The sequence below is a fragment of the Kangiella marina genome, from assembly GCF_039541235.1.
GTDB classification, from domain to species: Bacteria; Pseudomonadota; Gammaproteobacteria; order Enterobacterales; family Kangiellaceae; genus Kangiella; species Kangiella marina.
Window position 1 is genome coordinate 252867 of record NZ_BAABFV010000002.1, and the last position, 18217, is coordinate 271083.

14 protein-coding genes are annotated in these 18217 nt (G+C 44.4%); 12 read left to right on the forward strand and 2 right to left on the reverse strand.

Annotated features, from left to right (window positions below; genetic code table 11):
• The first annotated feature begins 73 nt into the window (after positions 1-73).
• The 5 genes from pilB (at position 74) to zapD (ending at position 5452) form a co-directional block, all read left to right on the forward strand.
• The gene (gene pilB, locus ABD943_RS09335; RefSeq protein WP_345292920.1) at positions 74-1786 is read left to right on the forward strand and encodes a type IV-A pilus assembly ATPase PilB; all 1713 of its coding nucleotides are present in this window, start codon (positions 74-76) and stop codon (positions 1784-1786) included.
• An 89-nt stretch (positions 1787-1875) separates the two neighbouring features.
• Positions 1876-3123: a type II secretion system F family protein gene (locus ABD943_RS09340; protein ID WP_345292921.1), complete on the forward strand. Its 1248-nt coding sequence runs from the start codon at positions 1876-1878 to the stop codon at positions 3121-3123.
• 22 nt (positions 3124-3145) lie between these two features.
• On the forward strand, positions 3146-4054 hold the full coding sequence (locus tag ABD943_RS09345; protein ID WP_345292922.1) for a prepilin peptidase: 909 nt from the start codon (positions 3146-3148) through the stop codon (positions 4052-4054).
• A 5-nt stretch (positions 4055-4059) separates the two neighbouring features.
• On the forward strand, positions 4060-4680 hold the full coding sequence (gene coaE / locus ABD943_RS09350; protein WP_345292923.1) for a dephospho-CoA kinase: 621 nt from the start codon (positions 4060-4062) through the stop codon (positions 4678-4680).
• Between the two features lie 4 nt (positions 4681-4684).
• On the forward strand, positions 4685-5452 hold the full coding sequence (gene zapD / locus ABD943_RS09355) for a cell division protein ZapD (protein ID WP_345292924.1): 768 nt from the start codon (positions 4685-4687) through the stop codon (positions 5450-5452).
• Here the strand turns inward: zapD and nadC are convergent, their stop codons facing one another.
• Positions 5453-6322 (reverse strand): carboxylating nicotinate-nucleotide diphosphorylase, encoded by an 870-nt coding sequence (gene nadC / locus ABD943_RS09360; protein WP_345292925.1) that lies wholly within the window; start codon positions 6320-6322, stop codon positions 5453-5455.
• A gap of 96 nt (positions 6323-6418) precedes the next feature.
• Between nadC and ampD the strand changes: the two genes are divergently transcribed.
• From ampD to ABD943_RS09390, 6 genes are all read left to right on the forward strand, one after another.
• Positions 6419-7009: a 1,6-anhydro-N-acetylmuramyl-L-alanine amidase AmpD gene (ampD, locus tag ABD943_RS09365; protein WP_425559471.1), complete on the forward strand. Its 591-nt coding sequence runs from the start codon at positions 6419-6421 to the stop codon at positions 7007-7009.
• A 78-nt stretch (positions 7010-7087) separates the two neighbouring features.
• Entirely contained in the window at positions 7088-7945 is an 858-nt protein-coding gene (gene ampE / locus ABD943_RS09370; RefSeq protein ID WP_345292926.1) for a regulatory signaling modulator protein AmpE, read from the forward strand.
• Positions 7946-8149: 204 nt separating this feature from the next.
• The gene (gene aceE, locus ABD943_RS09375) at positions 8150-10831 is read left to right on the forward strand and encodes a pyruvate dehydrogenase (acetyl-transferring), homodimeric type (protein ID WP_345292927.1); all 2682 of its coding nucleotides are present in this window, start codon (positions 8150-8152) and stop codon (positions 10829-10831) included.
• Positions 10832-10846: 15 nt separating this feature from the next.
• Entirely contained in the window at positions 10847-12541 is a 1695-nt protein-coding gene (gene aceF, locus ABD943_RS09380; protein ID WP_345292928.1) for a dihydrolipoyllysine-residue acetyltransferase, read from the forward strand.
• Between the two features lie 120 nt (positions 12542-12661).
• Positions 12662-14080, forward strand: coding sequence for a dihydrolipoyl dehydrogenase (gene lpdA / locus ABD943_RS09385; RefSeq protein WP_345292929.1), 1419 nt, complete (start codon positions 12662-12664; stop codon positions 14078-14080).
• A 205-nt stretch (positions 14081-14285) separates the two neighbouring features.
• Complete coding sequence (locus ABD943_RS09390) at positions 14286-14675, forward strand: hypothetical protein (RefSeq protein WP_345292930.1); 390 nt, start codon at positions 14286-14288, stop codon at positions 14673-14675.
• 62 nt (positions 14676-14737) lie between these two features.
• Here ABD943_RS09390 and ABD943_RS09395 read toward each other — a convergent pair whose 3' ends face one another.
• Positions 14738-15691 carry a DMT family transporter gene (locus tag ABD943_RS09395; RefSeq protein WP_345292931.1) on the reverse strand — a complete coding sequence of 318 codons (954 nt, stop codon included), beginning with the start codon at positions 15689-15691 and terminating at the stop codon, positions 14738-14740.
• A gap of 206 nt (positions 15692-15897) precedes the next feature.
• On the opposite strand from ABD943_RS09395, the gene ABD943_RS09400 reads away from it, so the two are divergent.
• The gene (locus ABD943_RS09400; protein WP_345293370.1) at positions 15898-18126 is read left to right on the forward strand and encodes a S9 family peptidase; all 2229 of its coding nucleotides are present in this window, start codon (positions 15898-15900) and stop codon (positions 18124-18126) included.
• Positions 18127-18217 lie beyond the last annotated feature (91 nt).

Consider the following 18217-nt stretch of genomic DNA (forward strand, 5'->3'; position numbering starts at 1 on the left):
ATTGACTTTTGTCCCTTTTTATTCAAGGATATAGACATTATTATTAAACTTAACTCTAAGCGGAGTTATTCTGATGGCATTAGTTGAAACTGGGCTAACTGGTCTTGCACATATGTTGGTTGCAGAAGGCCTCATAGAAAAAGAGAAAGTCAAAGAGGCTGTTGACAGAGCTAAAGAAGATAAAGTTGGTTTAATAGACTGGCTAGTTTCTTCAGGATGGGTAAAAGGAACGGATGCTGTAAAAGCTCAGGGTGTAAACTTTGGCGCTCCTTATTTCGATGCTAGTTCAATCAATCCAGATAACTTACCGAAGGATATTATTGATCTCAATATGATGCGGAAGCATCGTGTTCTCCCCCTATATAAAAGAGGCACTAGACTATTTGTTGGTGTCGCTGACGCTACGAACCTTAAGAGCTTAGAGGAAGTGAGGTTCCAGACTAACTGTTCAATAGAAGCTGTACTCGTAGAGCCATCCAAGCTTGATTCTTTAGTCAACAAGCTCATAGATGAGAAAGAGAGCGAGTCTTTATCGGACTTTGATGATGCTGATCTAGATAATATTGACCTAGATGCCGTAGATACTAATGATACAGAGGATGTGGGTGCTGGGGCTGAAAAAGATGACGCGCCCGTTGTTAAGTTTGTGAAGAAAATGCTAGTTGATGCCATCCGAAAAGGTGCGTCGGACCTGCATTTTGAGCCTTATGAAAAGAAGTATAGAGTTCGATTCCGTATCGACGGTATTTTACATGAAGTTGCAAGCCCTCCAATTCAACTTTCGGCACGTATTTCAGCACGCTTAAAAGTACTGTCAAACCTTGATATTTCTGAGCGAAGAGTTCCTCAGGATGGACGGGTTAAGTTAAAGCTATCGAAAACAAAAGCGATAGATTTTCGTGTCAATACGCTGCCTACTCTGTTTGGTGAAAAAATTGTGATGCGTATATTAGATCCAACGAGCGCCATGCTGGGTGTGGATGCGCTGGGTTTTGAATCGCAACAAAAAAAGCACTTCATGGATGCCATCAATAAGCCGCAAGGAATGGTGTTGGTAACAGGTCCCACAGGTTCAGGTAAAACAGTGACGCTTTATACAGGGGTTAATATTCTGAATGATGAGCATAAGAATATTTCCACCGCAGAAGACCCTGTTGAAATTAACCTAGCTGGGGTTAACCAGGTAAATGTTAACGTGAAAGCTGGATTAACGTTTGCTTCTGCTTTGAGAGCATTCCTACGCCAGGATCCCGATATTGTATTAGTGGGTGAGATTCGGGATTTAGAGACAGCAGAAATAGCGATTAAAGCGTCACAAACAGGTCACTTGGTGCTATCTACGCTCCATACAAATTCAGCACCTGAAACCCTAACAAGGCTTGTTAATATGGGGGTTGCTCCTTTTAATATTGCGACGACAGTTAACTTGGTGGTTGCGCAACGTCTTGCTAGACGTTTGTGTGAACATTGTAAAAAGCCTTCTGAGTTGCCAGAGGAAGCTTTGCTTGAAGAGGGATTTACTAAAGAAGAGCTGAACGAACTCACAATTTATGAACCTGTGGGTTGCGATAAATGTACGTTAGGTTATAAAGGTCGAGTAGGTTTATTCCAGGTGATGCCTGTCTCTGAGGAGACTGGAAGAATAATTATGGAAGGCGGTAATGCTATAGATATTTCCGATCAAGCAAAAAAAGAAGGCATTCCAGACTTGCGGAGAACTGGGTTAAACAAAGTGAAAATTGGGGCAACCAGTTTAGAAGAAATTAACCGAGTCACTCAGGAATAATATTGAGTGGCTTGTAATAAATTGCTCATTGGGCAGAAACTCGTGTTTTCTGCTATATTGGTTTAACTGAATATCAAAGGTAGAGCATCATGGCTACGGCAGTAAAGAAACGAAAAACATCGTCAAAGCAAAAAAAACAAAAGGTTTTTCAGTGGAAAGGTGTTAATAAGCAAGGTCAGAAAGTGAAGGGCTCAATGCCTGCTGTAAATGCCGATGAAGTTAAATCTTCTCTGCGTAAACAAGGGATTACGCCTAAAACCGTGAATGCTGACTTATTTGCTTCTTTTGGCGGGGGAAAAAAGCCGATTAAGCCAGTCGATATCGCAGTATTTTTGCGCCAGCTAGCGACCATGATGAAAGCCGGTGTTCCTTTGGTGCAGTCATTCGACATCATTGGTAAAGGGCATGAGAATGCAAGCGTGCAAGAACTGGTTTTAAAAATCAAAGATGATGTTGAATCTGGTAACCCATTTGCGACTGCTTTACGTGCGCAACCTAAGTATTTTGATGAGCTGGTGTGTGATTTGATTCATGCCGGTGAGCAGTCGGGTACATTGGAGCAGATGCTTGACCGAATCGCGACTTATAAAGAAAAATCTGAAGCGTTAAAATCTAAAATTAAAAAAGCGATGATGTATCCAGCTGCGGTGATTGTGGTATCACTTGCTGTAACAGCTGTGTTGTTGATTTATGTTGTACCAATGTTTAAAGACTTGTTTTCAGGGGCCGGTGCTGACCTTCCTGCATTAACTGGAATGGTAGTTTCTGCTTCAGAAAGTATGCAAGAAAACTGGTATCTCTACCTTGGTGTGATAATTGCAATTGTAGTTGGTTATGTTCAAGCGAGTAAACACTCACCGCAATTTAGAGAAGCAAAAGACCGGTTTTTATTAAAAGTACCTATTTTTGGACCTTTGGTACAAAAAGCTGCGGTAGCCCGCTATGCGCGTACTCTAGCGACAACTTTTGCAGCAGGTGTGCCGCTAGTTGATGCGTTAGATTCAGCTGCTGGTGCCTCAGGTAATAGTGTATACAAAAAGGCCATCATGAAAATTAAGGAAGACGTTACGAGTGGCCTGCAAATTAACATGGCTATGACGTCGACAGGTGTTTTTCCTAACATGGTCAACCAAATGGTTGCTATCGGTGAGGAAGCCGGTTCTGTAGATACGATGCTGTCGAAAGTTGCTGATATTTATGAGCAAGAGGTAGATGACGCGGTAGATGGCTTAAGTTCTTTGATTGAGCCCTTCGTCATTGTATTCATCGGTGGTTTAGTCGGTACAATTATTGTTGCGATGTACCTGCCGATCTTTAAACTTGGTGACGCCTTCTAATTCAAAATAGACAGACAATAATATGATTGAATTATTATCAAATAACCTGCCTTTGTTGGCAGGTTTTCTTTTTATACTGGGGCTTTTATTTGGCAGCTTTTATAACGTGGTCATTCATCGGCTACCGAAAATATTGAACCGCGAGTGGCGGGAAACCGCGACAGAGATATTAAAAGAAGCGGACTGTAAGGTAGACTGTCCGCAGGACTCTCTTCCTGAAAAGTATACTTTAGTAACCCCGCGTTCTGCTTGCCCTAAGTGTGGCCATCAAATAACTGCTCTGGAAAATATCCCAGTGCTGAGCTGGGCAGTACTGGGAGGTAAGTGTCGCTCGTGTAAAGCCTCTATATCAGTCCGTTATCCATTGGTTGAGTTATTAACAGCGACGACTTTTGCCCTGTGTGGATGGGCTTTTGGTTTTAGTTGGTTGCTTTTATTTGCAGTGATTTTTACTTCATACCTGATTATCAGCAGCTTCATTGACTATGATCATAAGATCTTACCCGATCAACTGACCTTACCTTTGATTTGGGTTGGTTTGAGTACATTTCTATTCTTAGACCCCAGTGTCATTCAACCGAGTTTCGCACCTGATCTCTATTCTTCGGTGGTAGGGGCCTTATGTGGTTACTTAGTGTTATGGAGCATTTATTGGTTGTTTAAAATTGTTACTGGTAAAGAAGGCATGGGGCATGGTGACTTCAAGTTGTTGGCAGCGATCGGAGCTTTCGTGGGATTCAAAATGCTGCCGCTGGTGATTATTTTATCGACGGTCACCGGTGCGGTTTTGGGTATTATCGCAATGGTCATTAATAAAAAAGGCCGCGATTACACGATTCCTTTCGGACCGTTTCTAGCGATCTCAGGCTGGGTAACCCTACTATGGGGGGAGCCGCTGACTGGGTATTACCTTAACTTTTTGACTCCATAGAAACCATGACGTATCACATTGTACTTACTGGTGGAGTGGCTAGTGGAAAAAGCGCAGTCAGTCAGTATTTTGAGCAACTAGGCGTGACAGTCATTGACGCAGACATCGTCGCTCGAGATGTAGTCACCGTAGGCTCTGAAGGATTGTCTAGAATTACCGAGAAATTTGGAGTAGCGGTTTTACATACTGACGGTACATTAAATCGACAGGCACTGCGTGACATTGTTTTTTCTAATGATGAGCATAGAAACTGGCTTAATCAGCTCTTGCATCCTATGATCCGAGATAGAATGTCGACGTTACGACAGGACGCAGAGCAGCGCAGTGAAGACTATACCCTCAATGTAATACCGCTCTATTTAGAAACGATTCATGGCACCTCTGAGGCAAAGCATTACCAAAGAGTGCTGCTGGTGGATGTGGACGGGCCAACTCAACTCCACAGACTCATGCAACGCGATGAAAGCTCTGAAGAGCAAGCAAAGGCCATTATCAACAGTCAGGCATCCCGGGATAAAAGAGTAGCGGTAGCAGATGACATCATTACCAACAGCTCAGATTTGCAATCGTTAAAACAACAAGTTATAAACTTAGACAAGCAATATCGTGAATTAGCAAGGAGCTAACTCAATGAGTGACGTCTCAGAGCCAATCTTATATGAGCACCCTTTGTGTGAGCAGGTTAGAACATACCTGCGCTTAGAGCAGCTGTTTGCAATTCAACTTCACTTACGAGATCAAGACTCTAAAGCCTGTCATGTCGCTGCCTTGCGCAATTTGTGGGAGGTTCTCGATTGTTTAGACAGGGGTGATATTAAGGGCGAGCTGATCAAGGAGCTTGAGGCTCAGCGACTTTATTTTTCCCAGCTTGAAGAAAGCCCCTACATTGATGGTTTAAAGCTCAAACGATTTCTAGAGCAACTCAATCAATTACTTAGTTGGTTAGGAACCTATCAAGGCAAGTTTGGTACTAAATTACGTTCCGATCGCTTTATTGACATGCTAAAAAACCGTATCAGAATGCCCGGCGGGACTTGTAGTTTTGACTTGCCAGAGTTGTACTTGTTTCTAAACCAGCCCTTTGAGTATCGACTTGAAAGTTTGAGAGGATGGTTTTCCCATTTAGAAGGGCTGGCGCAGTGTATAAAGATTCTTCTCCGACTGTTCAGAGAAAATGGTGGCTTTGAGGCCGTAACATGCCAGCAAGGCGTCTTTCAAAGCAGTCTTTCTGACAAATCTAATCCGAAATTGCTACGGATTAACCTGCCCAATGATTCAAGCTACTTCCCGGAAGTTAGTGGTTCAAAGCATTACTTCAGTATACGTTTTATTGAAAAAAAGGAGGGGGAGCTTAAGCCGCTTTCACAAGACTTAAGCTTTGAACTCGCTATTTGTTAGCTACATCTCCAAACGTAACGATAGATCGACCGCTTTAACGTGTTTGGTTAAGGCGCCAACAGAAATAAAGTCGACCCCAGTTTCTGCTATATCACGCAAAGTGTCGAGCGTGACGTTACCCGATGCTTCAATTTTTGCAGTATGAGAGTGCATGCGATTGATCGCAACTCCCGTTCGCATATCGTCAATACTGAAGTTATCCAACATAACCACATCGGCTCCAGCATCTAAAGCCTGATCCAGCTGAGCAAAAGTTTCAACCTCTACTTCCACTAAAATGTCGGGATGATTTCGACGAGCGCTATTAACCGCATTTTCAATTGAGCCAGTTGAGACAATATGATTTTCTTTGATCAAAAAGGCGTCATACAGCCCCATACGATGGTTTTTACCGCCGCCGCAATACACCGCATACTTTTGAGCCAAACGAAGCATAGGAATGGTTTTACGCGTGTCCAGCAGCTGGCAGTCGGTACCTTTCAATTCGCGGACATAGCGAGCGGTCATGGTCGCTGTTGCTGAAAGGGTTTGCAAGAAGTTCATAGCGCTTCTTTCTGCCGTTAGAATATTTCGGGCATTACCGCTAATCTCGCACAAAGTATCGTTCGCCGACATCTTGTCACCATCGTGGCATTTCCATTCCAGCTTGATACTTGGGTCGAGTTGAGCGAAAACGGCATTGAACCAGTCGATACCACACACCACACAGTCTTCACGGGTGATTAGCCGGCCTTTTGCGATCTTGTCGGCGGCTATTAATTCGGCGGTAACATCAACCCCATCAAGACCATCCAAGTCTTCTTCAAGCGCTTTTTTTATTTGATAATCAATGCTTTGCTGCAATTGGGCTTGATAAGGAATATCAATCATAATGGGTTCCGTGCTGAGTTACTAAAATGTATGTCTGGCATCATAATGCGCGTAATCTGTGGTATTGTAATCACAAAAAACGGGTTTAGGAATAGCATGTCATTCGTGGAGCAGGAATATTGTATAAATTTACATAATGGCCTCATCGAGAATGTACGCCAAGCTGAGTGTCATCATCATGATGAGCGTGAGGGTGAGGGTGGAAGTAAGGCCGATATTAATTTGTTAGTCATTCATAACATCAGTTTGCCGCCAAGGCAGTTTGGTGGACCCTACATTGATCAGTTGTTTGGAGGGTGTCTCAGCCCTGGTGATGACCCTTTCTTCAAGGAAATTGCTGGCATCAAAGTATCCAGCCACTTGCTTATTCGGCGGGATGGTGAAGTGGTTCAGTATGTGCCTTTTCATCGCCGGGCATGGCATGCTGGTGTATCAAGCTTTGATGGTCGCGAGAAATGCAATGATTTCTCAATCGGTATCGAGCTTGAAGGCGCTGATGATATTGCCTATGAAAATGTGCAGTACCGGGTTCTTGCTAAAGTCAGTTATTTGCTGCTCAAAGCGTATCCTCAGATAACGCTAGACAGAATTGCCGGACATTCTGATATCGCACCAGGTCGTAAGACCGATCCTGGACCTGCTTTTCAGTGGGATTATTATCGAGAATTGCTGGCTAACTTAACTTAGGCGCTTACGAAGCGTTCTATGCTTGTGGTATAACAGTGGTCAAAAGCATCACATTATTAACATTATCAGGAAGGGGATATGGCGTTATTAGCATTAGTCATCGCGATTTTAATAGAGCGTTATTATCACGGTAACCAGTCGGTCGCGAGAGACAAATTAAGCAGTGACAACTGGTACTTTTCTTATCTAAAGTTTCTTGATAAAAGCTTCGGCGATAAAAGCTGGTACCGTGCTTGGTTGAAAGAAGTTTTCGAAGTGATCCTTCCCGCGGTTCTAGTCTTTATCCTATTCAAGCTATTTGATGATGGCTTTGTTGCTTCGGTCATTATGCTGGCGCTCATGGTACTGATTTTAGTTCACACCTTTGGGCCTCAACTACCGAGCAAACAACTCCAAGGGTACTTTGGCGCTATGGAGAATGATGACTCTCAAGCAGCTTATGAGTATGCCAAGACCTATACTGGAAAAGAGTCGGATAGTGAAGACACGATGATTCAAGATGTCACGGACTCGATTTTTTATAACATTGAAAGTCAATATTTCAGCGTTGCCATTTGGTTTGTGCTACTCGGTCCCGCGGGAGCTTTGCTCTATCGCATGCTGCTATGGCAACAACAGGAAAATAAACTCGGTGAATTTGGTCAAAAGATTCATTACGGTATGGAGTGGTTGGCTTTCAGGTTATCAGCATTAACCTACTTGCTTGCTGGTGATATGGCGCAAGGTATAGAACACGGCAAAGGCAAGTTCTTTGATTTACAGGTTAGTGGTAAAGAGCTTCTGAACCTTGTTGCAAACGGCAGCATGGGAGGTTCTTACGAGGATGACTCTGCCTGTGCCGCTAACCATTGCGCGATCAGTTTGTCTCAACGCGCTGGCGTGATTCTCTTTGCCATCATTGCGGTAGCGTCTTTCCTTGGCTGGACTTTTGTGTAGTTGACGAACTTGATTGTTAACATGGGTTAAATAATTGTATCGAATGACAGAAGGTCAGACCTCTTGCTGTGAATGGGCGTTTTTTGCCCACTACGGTATCTTTTTGCAGCTTTTTTGACTAAGATGACTGCTTTGTGAATTTTAATAATTCTGTTTAACACGTGTTAAATAAATGCATGTGGCTGTCATAGGGCGATAAAAGATATGTCTGAGAACGATTTAAAGAGAACCGCAGCAGCGCAGGATGTTGATCCTATAGAAACACAAGAGTGGATTGATGCGTTAGATGCGGTGATGGCTGAAGAGGGCGTAGAACGTGCGCACTTCTTGTTAGAAAAGTTAGTGGCTAAAGCGCGTCGTGCTGGTGCTAACTTACCATTTGATTTAACCACCGCCTACTTAAACACGATTCCACCTTCGCAAGAAGCGCACATGCCTGGCGATCAAGAAATGGAACGCCGGTTACGAGCAATCATTCGTTGGAATGCGATTGCCATCGTGCTTCAAGCGTCTAACAAAGAACTTGAGCTGGGTGGCCACTTATCGAGCTTTGCCTCAAGTGCGACGCTTTATGATGTAGGCTTTAACCACTTCTTCAAAGGTAATAACGAAGACAAAGGTGACTTGATTTATTACCAAGGTCACTCTTCGCCGGGTATTTACGCCCGCGCCTTCCTTGAGGGGCGTTTATCAGAAGATCAGCTAAGTAACTTCCGCCAAGAAGTTGATGGTAAAGGTTTATCATCGTATCCACACCCATGGCTGATGCCTGACTTTTGGCAGTTCCCAACAGTATCAATGGGCTTAGGACCAATTCAAGCCATCTACCAAGCACGCTTCCTTAAGTATTTGGAAAACCGCGGTTTAGCTGACACTAAGGGGCGTAAAGTATGGGCGTTTCTTGGTGATGGTGAGATGGATGAACCTGAGTCAATGGGGGCTATCAGTCTTGCGGGTCGGGAGAAGCTAGACAACTTAATTTTCGTCGTTAACTGTAACTTGCAGCGTCTGGATGGCCCGGTACGTGGTAACGGCAAAATTATCCAAGAGCTTGAAGGCGAATTCCGTGGCTCAGGTTGGAGCGTATTGAAAGTCATCTGGGGCAGATATTGGGATCCATTAATTGCGCGTGATACTGAAGGTCGTTTGCGCAAAGTGATGGAAGAAACCGTTGATGGCGAATACCAAAACTGCAAAGCCAAGGGTGGTGCTTATACCCGTGAGCACTTCTTTGGTAAAGATCCTAAGTTACTGGAAATGGTTGCCAACATGTCGGATGAAGACATTTGGCGCTTAAATCGTGGTGGTCACGATCCACACAAAGTTTATGCCGCTTACCACAAAGCCGTAAATACTGAAGGTCAGCCTACAGTCATCTTAGCTAAAACCGTTAAAGGTTACGGTATGGGCTCTTCAGGTGAGGGTAAAAACGCGGCTCACCAGATGAAGAAGATGAACTTAGAAGCACTTAAGCACTTCCGTGACCGCTTCAATGTTCCGATCCCTGATGACAAATTAGAGGACGTACCGTTTTATCACCCTGGTGAAGACAGTGAAGAGATTAAGTACCTTCACGAACGTCGTGAAAAGCTTGGTGGTCATTTGCCAGCGCGTCGCCCTGATTCGCAGAGCCTGGATATTCCTTCGCTGGATGCATTTGAGGCCCTACTAAAATCGAGTGGTGACCGTGAAATCTCGACCACGATGGCCTTTGTTCGTGGCTTGAACGTGCTATTAAAAGATAAAAGTCTTAAAGAACGCATCGTTCCGATTATTCCTGATGAAGCGCGTACTTTCGGTATGGAAGGCATGTTCCGTCAGATTGGGATCTACTCGTCAGTAGGTCAACTGTATGATCCGGTTGATTCGGATCAAATCATGTATTACCGCGAAGACAAGAAAGGTCAGATCCTTGAAGAAGGCATCAACGAAGCGGGCGCTATGTCATCGTGGATGGCTGCGGCTACCAGTTATTCGAGCAATAACTTGCCGATGATTCCTTTCTACATTTTCTATTCGATGTTTGGTTTCCAGCGTATTGGTGATTTGGCCTGGGCGGCTGGTGACATGCAAGCACGAGGCTTCTTGATTGGCGCAACCTCAGGCCGTACAACGTTGAATGGCGAAGGCTTACAGCATCAAGACGGTCACAACCACTTGATTGCGGCGACGGTTCCTAACTGTATCAGTTACGATCCGACTTATGCCTACGAAGTGGCCGTGATTGTGCGCGAAGGGATGCGCCGTATGTATAAGGTCCAAGAAAATGTGTTCTATTACATTTCGACGCTGAATGAAAATTACGTCCACCCTGAAATGCCGGACGATGTTGAAGAAGGCATTATCAAAGGTATGTACCAGCTGAAAGCGAACAAGTCGCGTAAGAAAGCACCTCGCGTCCAGCTGATGGGGTCGGGTTCAATTTTACGTGAAGTTGAGCATGCCGCTGAGTTGTTGGAAGAAGACTTTGGGGTTCTAGCAGATATTTGGTCAGTTCCAAGCTTTACAGAACTGCGCCGTGAAGGTTTGGCGGTTGAGCGTGAAAACATGCTACATCCTGATAAGAAGCCTAAGAAATCATACGTTGAGAAGTGTCTTGAGAAACAAAAAGGCCCTGCGATTGCAGCAACGGATTACATGAAGTCTTACGCGGATCAAATCCGTGCTTTCGTACCAATGGATTACACGGTGTTGGGTACCGATGGTTTTGGTCGCTCAGACAGCCGTGAAAATTTACGCCGCTTCTTTGAGGTTGACCGCTATTATGTTGTCGTGGCAGCGCTTAAAGCGTTGGCCGATGAAGGCGAAATCGATGTTAAAGAAGTGACTAAAGCGATAAAGCGTTACAACATTGACGCTGATAAAGCTGATCCAGCAACCCTATAATTGGAGGAGGTTCCCTTGGCAAATTTAACTGAGGTAAAAGTCCCCGATATTGGCGATGCCAGTGGGGTTGATGTGATTGAAGTCTTGGTCAACGTTGGTGATGAGATCAGCGTTGATGATGGCTTAATCGTCTTAGAAACCGATAAAGCGACGATGGAAGTGCCATCGAGCGATGCCGGTGTGGTGAAATCTATTGAAATCAAGGTCGGCGATAAGGTTTCTGAAGGCGACTTGATCTTGAAGATTGAAGCCAGCGAGTCATCAAGCGATGATTCGTCTGATTCAGACTCAGGCTCGGAATCAACGGAAGACAACTCTTCAGATAATTCTACTGAGAGTGATGACTCACAACCCGGTAGTGCTGAAAATAAAGGTGAGCAAAAAGCAAGTAAGCCTAAGTCTTCCGGCGGCTCACGCTCTGAGCCTATTACGATCCCAGATATCGGCGACTCAGAAGGCGTTGACGTTATTGAGGTCAGCGTGAAAGAAGGCGATGACGTTGAAAAAGACGATAGCTTAATCGTGCTGGAAACCGAAAAAGCGACGATGGAAGTGCCTTCTCCGTTTGCTGGTACGATCGAGTCGATGTCGGTTAAAGTCGGCGACAAAGTCAGTCATGGCGATCAAATTGGCACCATGAAAGTGACTGATGATACCGGTGATGAGAGTTCAGAAGAAGACTCAAGTGCGCAAGCTTCTGAGCCAAAAGCTGAGAAAGAAACCAGCGTTAAAGATGAGCCAATGCCGAAGTCTGAATATAAGCCAGCTCCGGTCACGGTTGAGCCATTTGAGCGCAGCGAAGGCGATGTCATTCATGCTAGCCCAGCCGTACGTCGCTTGGCTCGTGAGTTCGGTGCAGACCTATCAAAAATAAAAGGTTCAGGTCGCAAGAACCGCATCATGAAAGAAGATGTGCAATCGTACATTAAGTTTGAGTTATCGCGTCCAAAAGCTACTGCTAATACCGGTGCTGGCGCTCCTGCGGACTTACCTGATATTGATTTCTCAAAGTTTGGTGAGGTTGAAGAAAAGTCGCTTTCTCGAATCCAGAAAATTAGTAGTGTCACGCTACAACGTAACTGGAATCTGATTCCTCACGTTACTCAGCATGACGAGGCTGATATTACTGAGTTGGATAAATTCCGTAAATCAATGAAGGAAGAGGCTGCCAAAGAAGGCGTTCGTTTAACACCTTTGGCCTTTATCATGAAGGCACTGGTGGCAAGCTTGAAAGCGTTCCCAACCTTTAATTCATCATTGGCGGCAGACGGCGAAACCTTGATCTTGAAGAAGTACTTCAATATTGGTGTCGCCGTGGATACTCCAGATGGTTTGGTGGTTCCCGTTATCCGTGAAGTGGATAAAAAGTCGGTTTATCAGTTGGCAGAAGAGCTGGCTGAGATGTCCGAAAAAGCACGCGATAAGAAGCTTACTGCAAAAGACATGCAGGGTAGTTCAATGACGATTTCATCGTTAGGCGGTATTGGTGGGACTTCGTTTACGCCAATTGTTAATTGGCCTGATGTGGCTATTCTTGGCTTATCACGCAATCAAATGAAACCTGTGTGGAATGGTAAAGACTTTGAGCCACGCATGATGTTGCCGATGTCTTTGTCGTATGACCACCGTGTGATTGATGGTGCTGTGGCTGCACGCTTTACGGTTCATTTGTCGAAAATGTTAGCGGATATACGTCGAACAATTTTGTAACGCATAGCGTTATATCGAATTGTTTGATGATTTTTCGGCCAAATTAGGTAAAATACGCGCCACATAAGCGCTTAAAATTTAAGAGTTAAAACTCTAAATTCAGATAGAAAAGAGGAACTCATGAGTAATTTACACGCTCAAGTCGTAGTTTTAGGTAGTGGCCCTGGCGGCTACAACGCAGCATTCCGTGCCGCTGATTTAGGCATGGATGTGATCTTGATTGAAAAATACGCCACATTAGGCGGTGTTTGCTTGAACGTAGGGTGTATCCCATCAAAAGCGTTGCTGCACACAGCAAAAGTCATTGATGAAGCAGAAGAAGTATCTGCTCATGGTGTTAACTTTGGTAAGCCAAAACTAGACATCGATAAAATCCGTGATTACAAAGATGGCGTCATCAAGCAATTGACGGGCGGTTTGGCTGGTATGGCAAAAGGTCGTAAAGTAAAAACGGTTCAAGGTTACGGTAAATTTACTGGTGCTAATGAAATTGAAGTTGAGCACGATGGTAAAAAACAAAAAGTAACGTTTGATAACGCTATTATCGCAGCAGGTTCGCGTGTTGTTGATCTACCGTTTCTACCAGAGGACGACCGTATTGTAGACTCTACGGGTGCTCTTGAGCTTCGCGATATTCCAAAGCATATGTTGGTGATCGGTGGCGGTATCATCGGTCTTGAAATGGCCACTGTTTACCGTGCACTAGGCGCAAAGATTACTGTAGTTGAGATGGCTGATCAGCTAATCCCAGCGGCAGACAAAGACGTGGTTAAGGTGCTAGAGAAGTTCATCAAAGGTAAGTACGAAAATATCTTGATGGAAACCAGCGTAACTAAAGTTGAAGCTAAGAAAGACGGTTTATACGTTACTTTCGAAGGCAAGAACGCACCAGAAAAACCGCAAAAATTTGACATGATTCTTTCAGCAGTCGGTCGTCGTCCAAACGGTGACTTGATTGATGCTGATAAAGCGGGTGTTGAAGTAACTGAGCGCGGCTTTATCAATACGGATAAACAAATGCGCACAAACGTGCCTCACATCTATGCAATCGGCGATATCGTTGGCCAGCCAATGCTAGCACATAAAGCAACAGCTGAGTCACACGTTGCAGCTGAAGTTATTGCTGGCAAGAAGCATTACTTCGACCCATTAACGATTCCATCTGTAGCCTATACAGACCCAGAAGTTTCTTGGGTTGGTTTAACGGAAAAAGAAGCCAAAGAACAAGGTATTGATTACGGCGTGGGCAAATTCCCATGGGCTGCATCAGGCCGCGCGATTGGCGTAGACCGTAAAGAAGGCTTCACTAAGTTGTTGTTTGATAAGAAAAACAACCGCGTCATCGGTGGTGCTATCGTTGGTGTTAATGCAGGTGAGTTGATTGCAGAAGTTGGTTTAGCGATTGAAATGGGCTGTGATGCTGAAGATATCGGCTTAACCATTCACGCGCACCCAACTTTATCTGAGTCAGTGAGCTTTGCGGCAGAGGTGTACGAAGGTGTTTGTACTGATTTACCTCCTCAGCGCAAAAAGAAATAAGAAATTATCTTTTTGCTCCTGAGCCTTGTTATAAAGCTTTTCAGCGGCAGTCGTTTACTAACAGTAAACTCCTTTCTCGAAAAGCTTTATGCCGCGCTCAGAAACAAAAATCTTAATTTCTAGTTTGGTTTAAAACCAAAGTAAAGTTTTGAAGCCTCCTTTTGGAGGCTTTTCTTTAGCAGTGAAATAACGATAAAGGGAAAATATGATGAGAGTTATTATTTTATCGATACTTTTAGTTGGATTTTTAAGTGCTTGTAATACGAGTCGCCCACTCACTAATTTAAACAATTATAGTATCGAATATTTAGTTGACGAGGATGAAACGGTTGAAGACATCAAGTTAAGTATTCTCCGAGCTGGACAGGTTTTAGGTTGGAAAATGGATGCTGTTAAGCCAGGTTTGATTCGTGGTACTTTACATCTAAGAGCGCATACTGCTGTAGTGGACATACCGTATACGTTAAACGACTATAGTATCCTGTATGTGGATAGTAAAAACTTGGATTACAATGGAAGTACCATTCATCGTAGTTATCCACGCTGGGTCAATAACCTAAAAGCTAAGATTGACGAGTACATTGCTTCTCGTTAATTTTGAACGCTAAAAAAGGCTTCCTAGAGGAAGACTTTTTTGTGCCTGAAACTGTTAACTTTTTATGGTGAAGGCGCCTTTTTAAGTATTTTAGACTTTTTCTTGCCGGCTATGGCTGTGGTGGCTGAACCTAATACCACCATAATAGAGCCGACAATACTAAGTGCATTCATGGGCTCATCGGGCAGGTAGTCAGGGAAGAAGTAAGCGACCACTTTCATCGACATGATAGTGACCAAAGGGGTTAGCGCTAATATCGCGCTAACTCGTGAAGCTTCCCAGTGAGCCAAAGCTTCGGCAAATGCGCCGTATGCGACGATGGTATTGAGGCAACAGAATATCAGTAGCGCCCAGCCTAAAGCGTTCAGCGACATGACCTGATCAGGTTCACTCATTGGCGCCAAGATAATGGTGCTGGTGATGTAAATGATGAACATGATTTGGTTTGAGGTAAAGGTGTTGAGTAATTGCTTTTGCGCTAAAGCGTAGGCGGCCCAAGTTACTGCTGCTAAAAGCATCCAAAACAGTCCAACCGTATAAGCGCCATCTAAATTATTCAGAATCTCAGCGAAGCGCATATTGAAGAATAACACCAGTCCGATGACAAAAGAGGCAAAGCCTAGCCACTGCCACTTGTTAAAGCTTTCTTTGAAGACGAGCAAACCGCCCAGCAGCATGAACATGGGGGCGGTCTGAATCATTACCTGCGCACTACTGGGGGTGATATTATCGACCCCAAACAAATAGAATACGTAATTTGCACAAAGTCCAAAGATCGCAATCAGCATTAAAATAGCGATAAGGCCTTTGATTGCTCTAAAGTTGGGGATTCGTTTACGTAGCGCCATATAGAAAAAGACGAAAACTGCCGCCACGGCGAAGCGATACCAAGTCACGGTTACAGCGTCCATCTGCAACAAAACGCCTTTCAGCGCGATTGGAAGTAACCCCCACAGGAATACCGTGGTAAGCGATAACATAAGGCCCAATTGCCAGCGACCGGATACAGTATGCATAATGACTCTCGAACTGACATAAAGTCCGCATTATGTAATAAATAATAGGCTGAGACTAGCCATTACCGGCACTAAAGTAGAAAAATGTAGCGGGTGTTAGCGTTGATTGTTACGGCTGTAAATTCTATGATGCGGTATCTAAAAATCACGGGGAATATAAGGTTATGAGTTATGTTAAGTCCTTATTGGGTTGCGCAGTATTGGCTATGGCAGGTGCTGGAGTTATGAGTAACGCCAAGGCTGATGAGAATAAAACAGTACCGTTAACGGTTGAGCGAATTTATGCTGATCCTTCATTAACCGGTCCAGCACCGCGATCGGTAAAGTTATCACCAGACGGTAAGCGTGTGACCTTCCTTAAAGGTAAAGAGGACGAGCAAGAGCGCTTAGACTTGTGGGAGTACAACCTTGCCGATAAGCAGTCTCGGATGTTAGTTGACTCCGCTGACTTAATGCCGGGCGAAGAAAATCTTTCAGCCGAAGAAAAAGCTCGTCGTGAGCGCATGCGGTTATTTGCTAAAGGTATCATTAGCTATTACTGGGGAGACGATGGTGAAACCCTTTTGTTCCCGCTCGGAGGGGATATTTTTGTCTATGACTTAAGCAAGTCGGGCAGCGAAGCTACCAAGCAACTAACGCAAACGGATGCTTACGAAACGGATGTAAAGCTTTCTCCGGATGGTAAGAGCGTCTCGTTTATTCGCGACCAAGACATCTTTATGGTGGATATCGAGACGGGCAAAGAGCGCCAGCTGACCACTGATGGTGAGGGGCCAATCAAAAACGGTATGGCTGAATTTGTGGCGCAAGAGGAAATGGGCCGCTTAACGGGGTACTGGTGGTCTCCTAACAGTAAAAAAGTGGCTTACCTTAAGGTGGATGAGTCGCCTGTTAATATCGAAAAGCGTTATGAAATTAATGCTGAAGATTTTGAGGTATTTGAGCAGCGCTACCCCAGCACCGGCACGGATAATGTCCTGATCAAGCTGGGTGTGTTGGATTTAGAGAGTGGCGAGACAACCTGGGTGAATACTTCTCCACAAGAGATGGGTAAAAATAACGATATCTATATCCCACGAGTAAAATGGTTGCGCGATTCTAAGCGTGTGTCATTCCAGTGGCAAAGTCGTGATCAGCAGACGCTAAAGTTGATGTTTGCTAATGCAGAAACTGGAAAATCCCATGAAGTCTTAACAGAAACCTCTAAAACTTGGATTAACCTGACCAAGGATCTCTATTTCTTGAAGCGCCATAATGCCTTTGTCTGGAGTTCTGAGCGCAGCGGTTTCCGCCACCTCTATTTGTATGACTTGAAAGGTAATCTGATTAATCAACTCACCGATGGCGAGTGGGTTGTCGATAGTCTATATGGCGTTGATGAAGAGAAGGGCTTGGTTTATTTTGACGCCAACAAAGCAAGTCCACTTGAGCAGCATCTCTACTCTGTACCGATGAATGGTAAAGGTGATATTAAGAAAGTTACCGGTAAAGCGGGTGTACACAGTGTCAGCTTCTCAAAAGATATGTCTTTATTCGTTGATTATTTCTCGTCGGTCGAGCAGCCTCCCCAAGTCAGTTTAAGAAAGGCTGATGGTGAGTTAGTGACCTGGCTGGAGCAGAACCAACTGGATAGTAGTCACCCTTACTTTACCTATTATCAACAAGCCCCGAAACCTGAGTTTGGTACGATTGAAGCTGAAGATGGCCAGAGCATGTATTACCGCTTGTATAAACCAACCAATATGGAGCCGGGTAAAAAATATCCAGTGGTGGTTGATGTTTATGGCGGCCCACACGCGCAACGTGTGACCAATACTTGGGGAGCGCGTAATACTTATTGGCACCACATGATGGCTGATAGGGGATTCGTGATTTTCTCACTGGACAACCGTGGCTCGTGGAACCGTGGTAAAAAGTTTGAAGACCCGATTTACCGTAAATTAGGTGATGTCGAGGTTATCGATCAGGTAAAAGGTGTTGAGTTCCTTAAAACGTTACCGTTTGTTGATCCTGAGCGGATCGGTATGTTTGGTTGGTCTTATGGTGGTTATATGACCATTATGAGCATGTTCAAAGAGCCTGATGTATTCAAGGCTGGTGTCTCCGTTGCTCCCGTTACGGACTGGTATTTGTACGACACTCACTACACAGAGCGTTACTTGGACCATCCTGAAAATAATAAAGAAGGCTATGAGCAAAGCAATGTTTTTCCCTACCTTTCAGGCTTAAAGGGTGACTTAATGATCATTCATGGCATGGCAGACGATAACGTGTTGTTTACCAATAGTACCAAGCTGTTCAAGGCACTTCAGGACGCGAACAAGCCGTTCGACATGATGAATTACCCGGGCAGTAAGCATTCGATTTGGGGGCAAAAAACACGGACGCATGTGTTCAATACGATCACCGATTACTTTGAAGAACACCTGAAGTAGTCAGTACCCTTTAAGAAGCGACCTTTGGGTCGCTTTTTTTTGACTCAACGGAACGTGCTTGCCTATTGATATCATCAGTATTAGTCTGTTA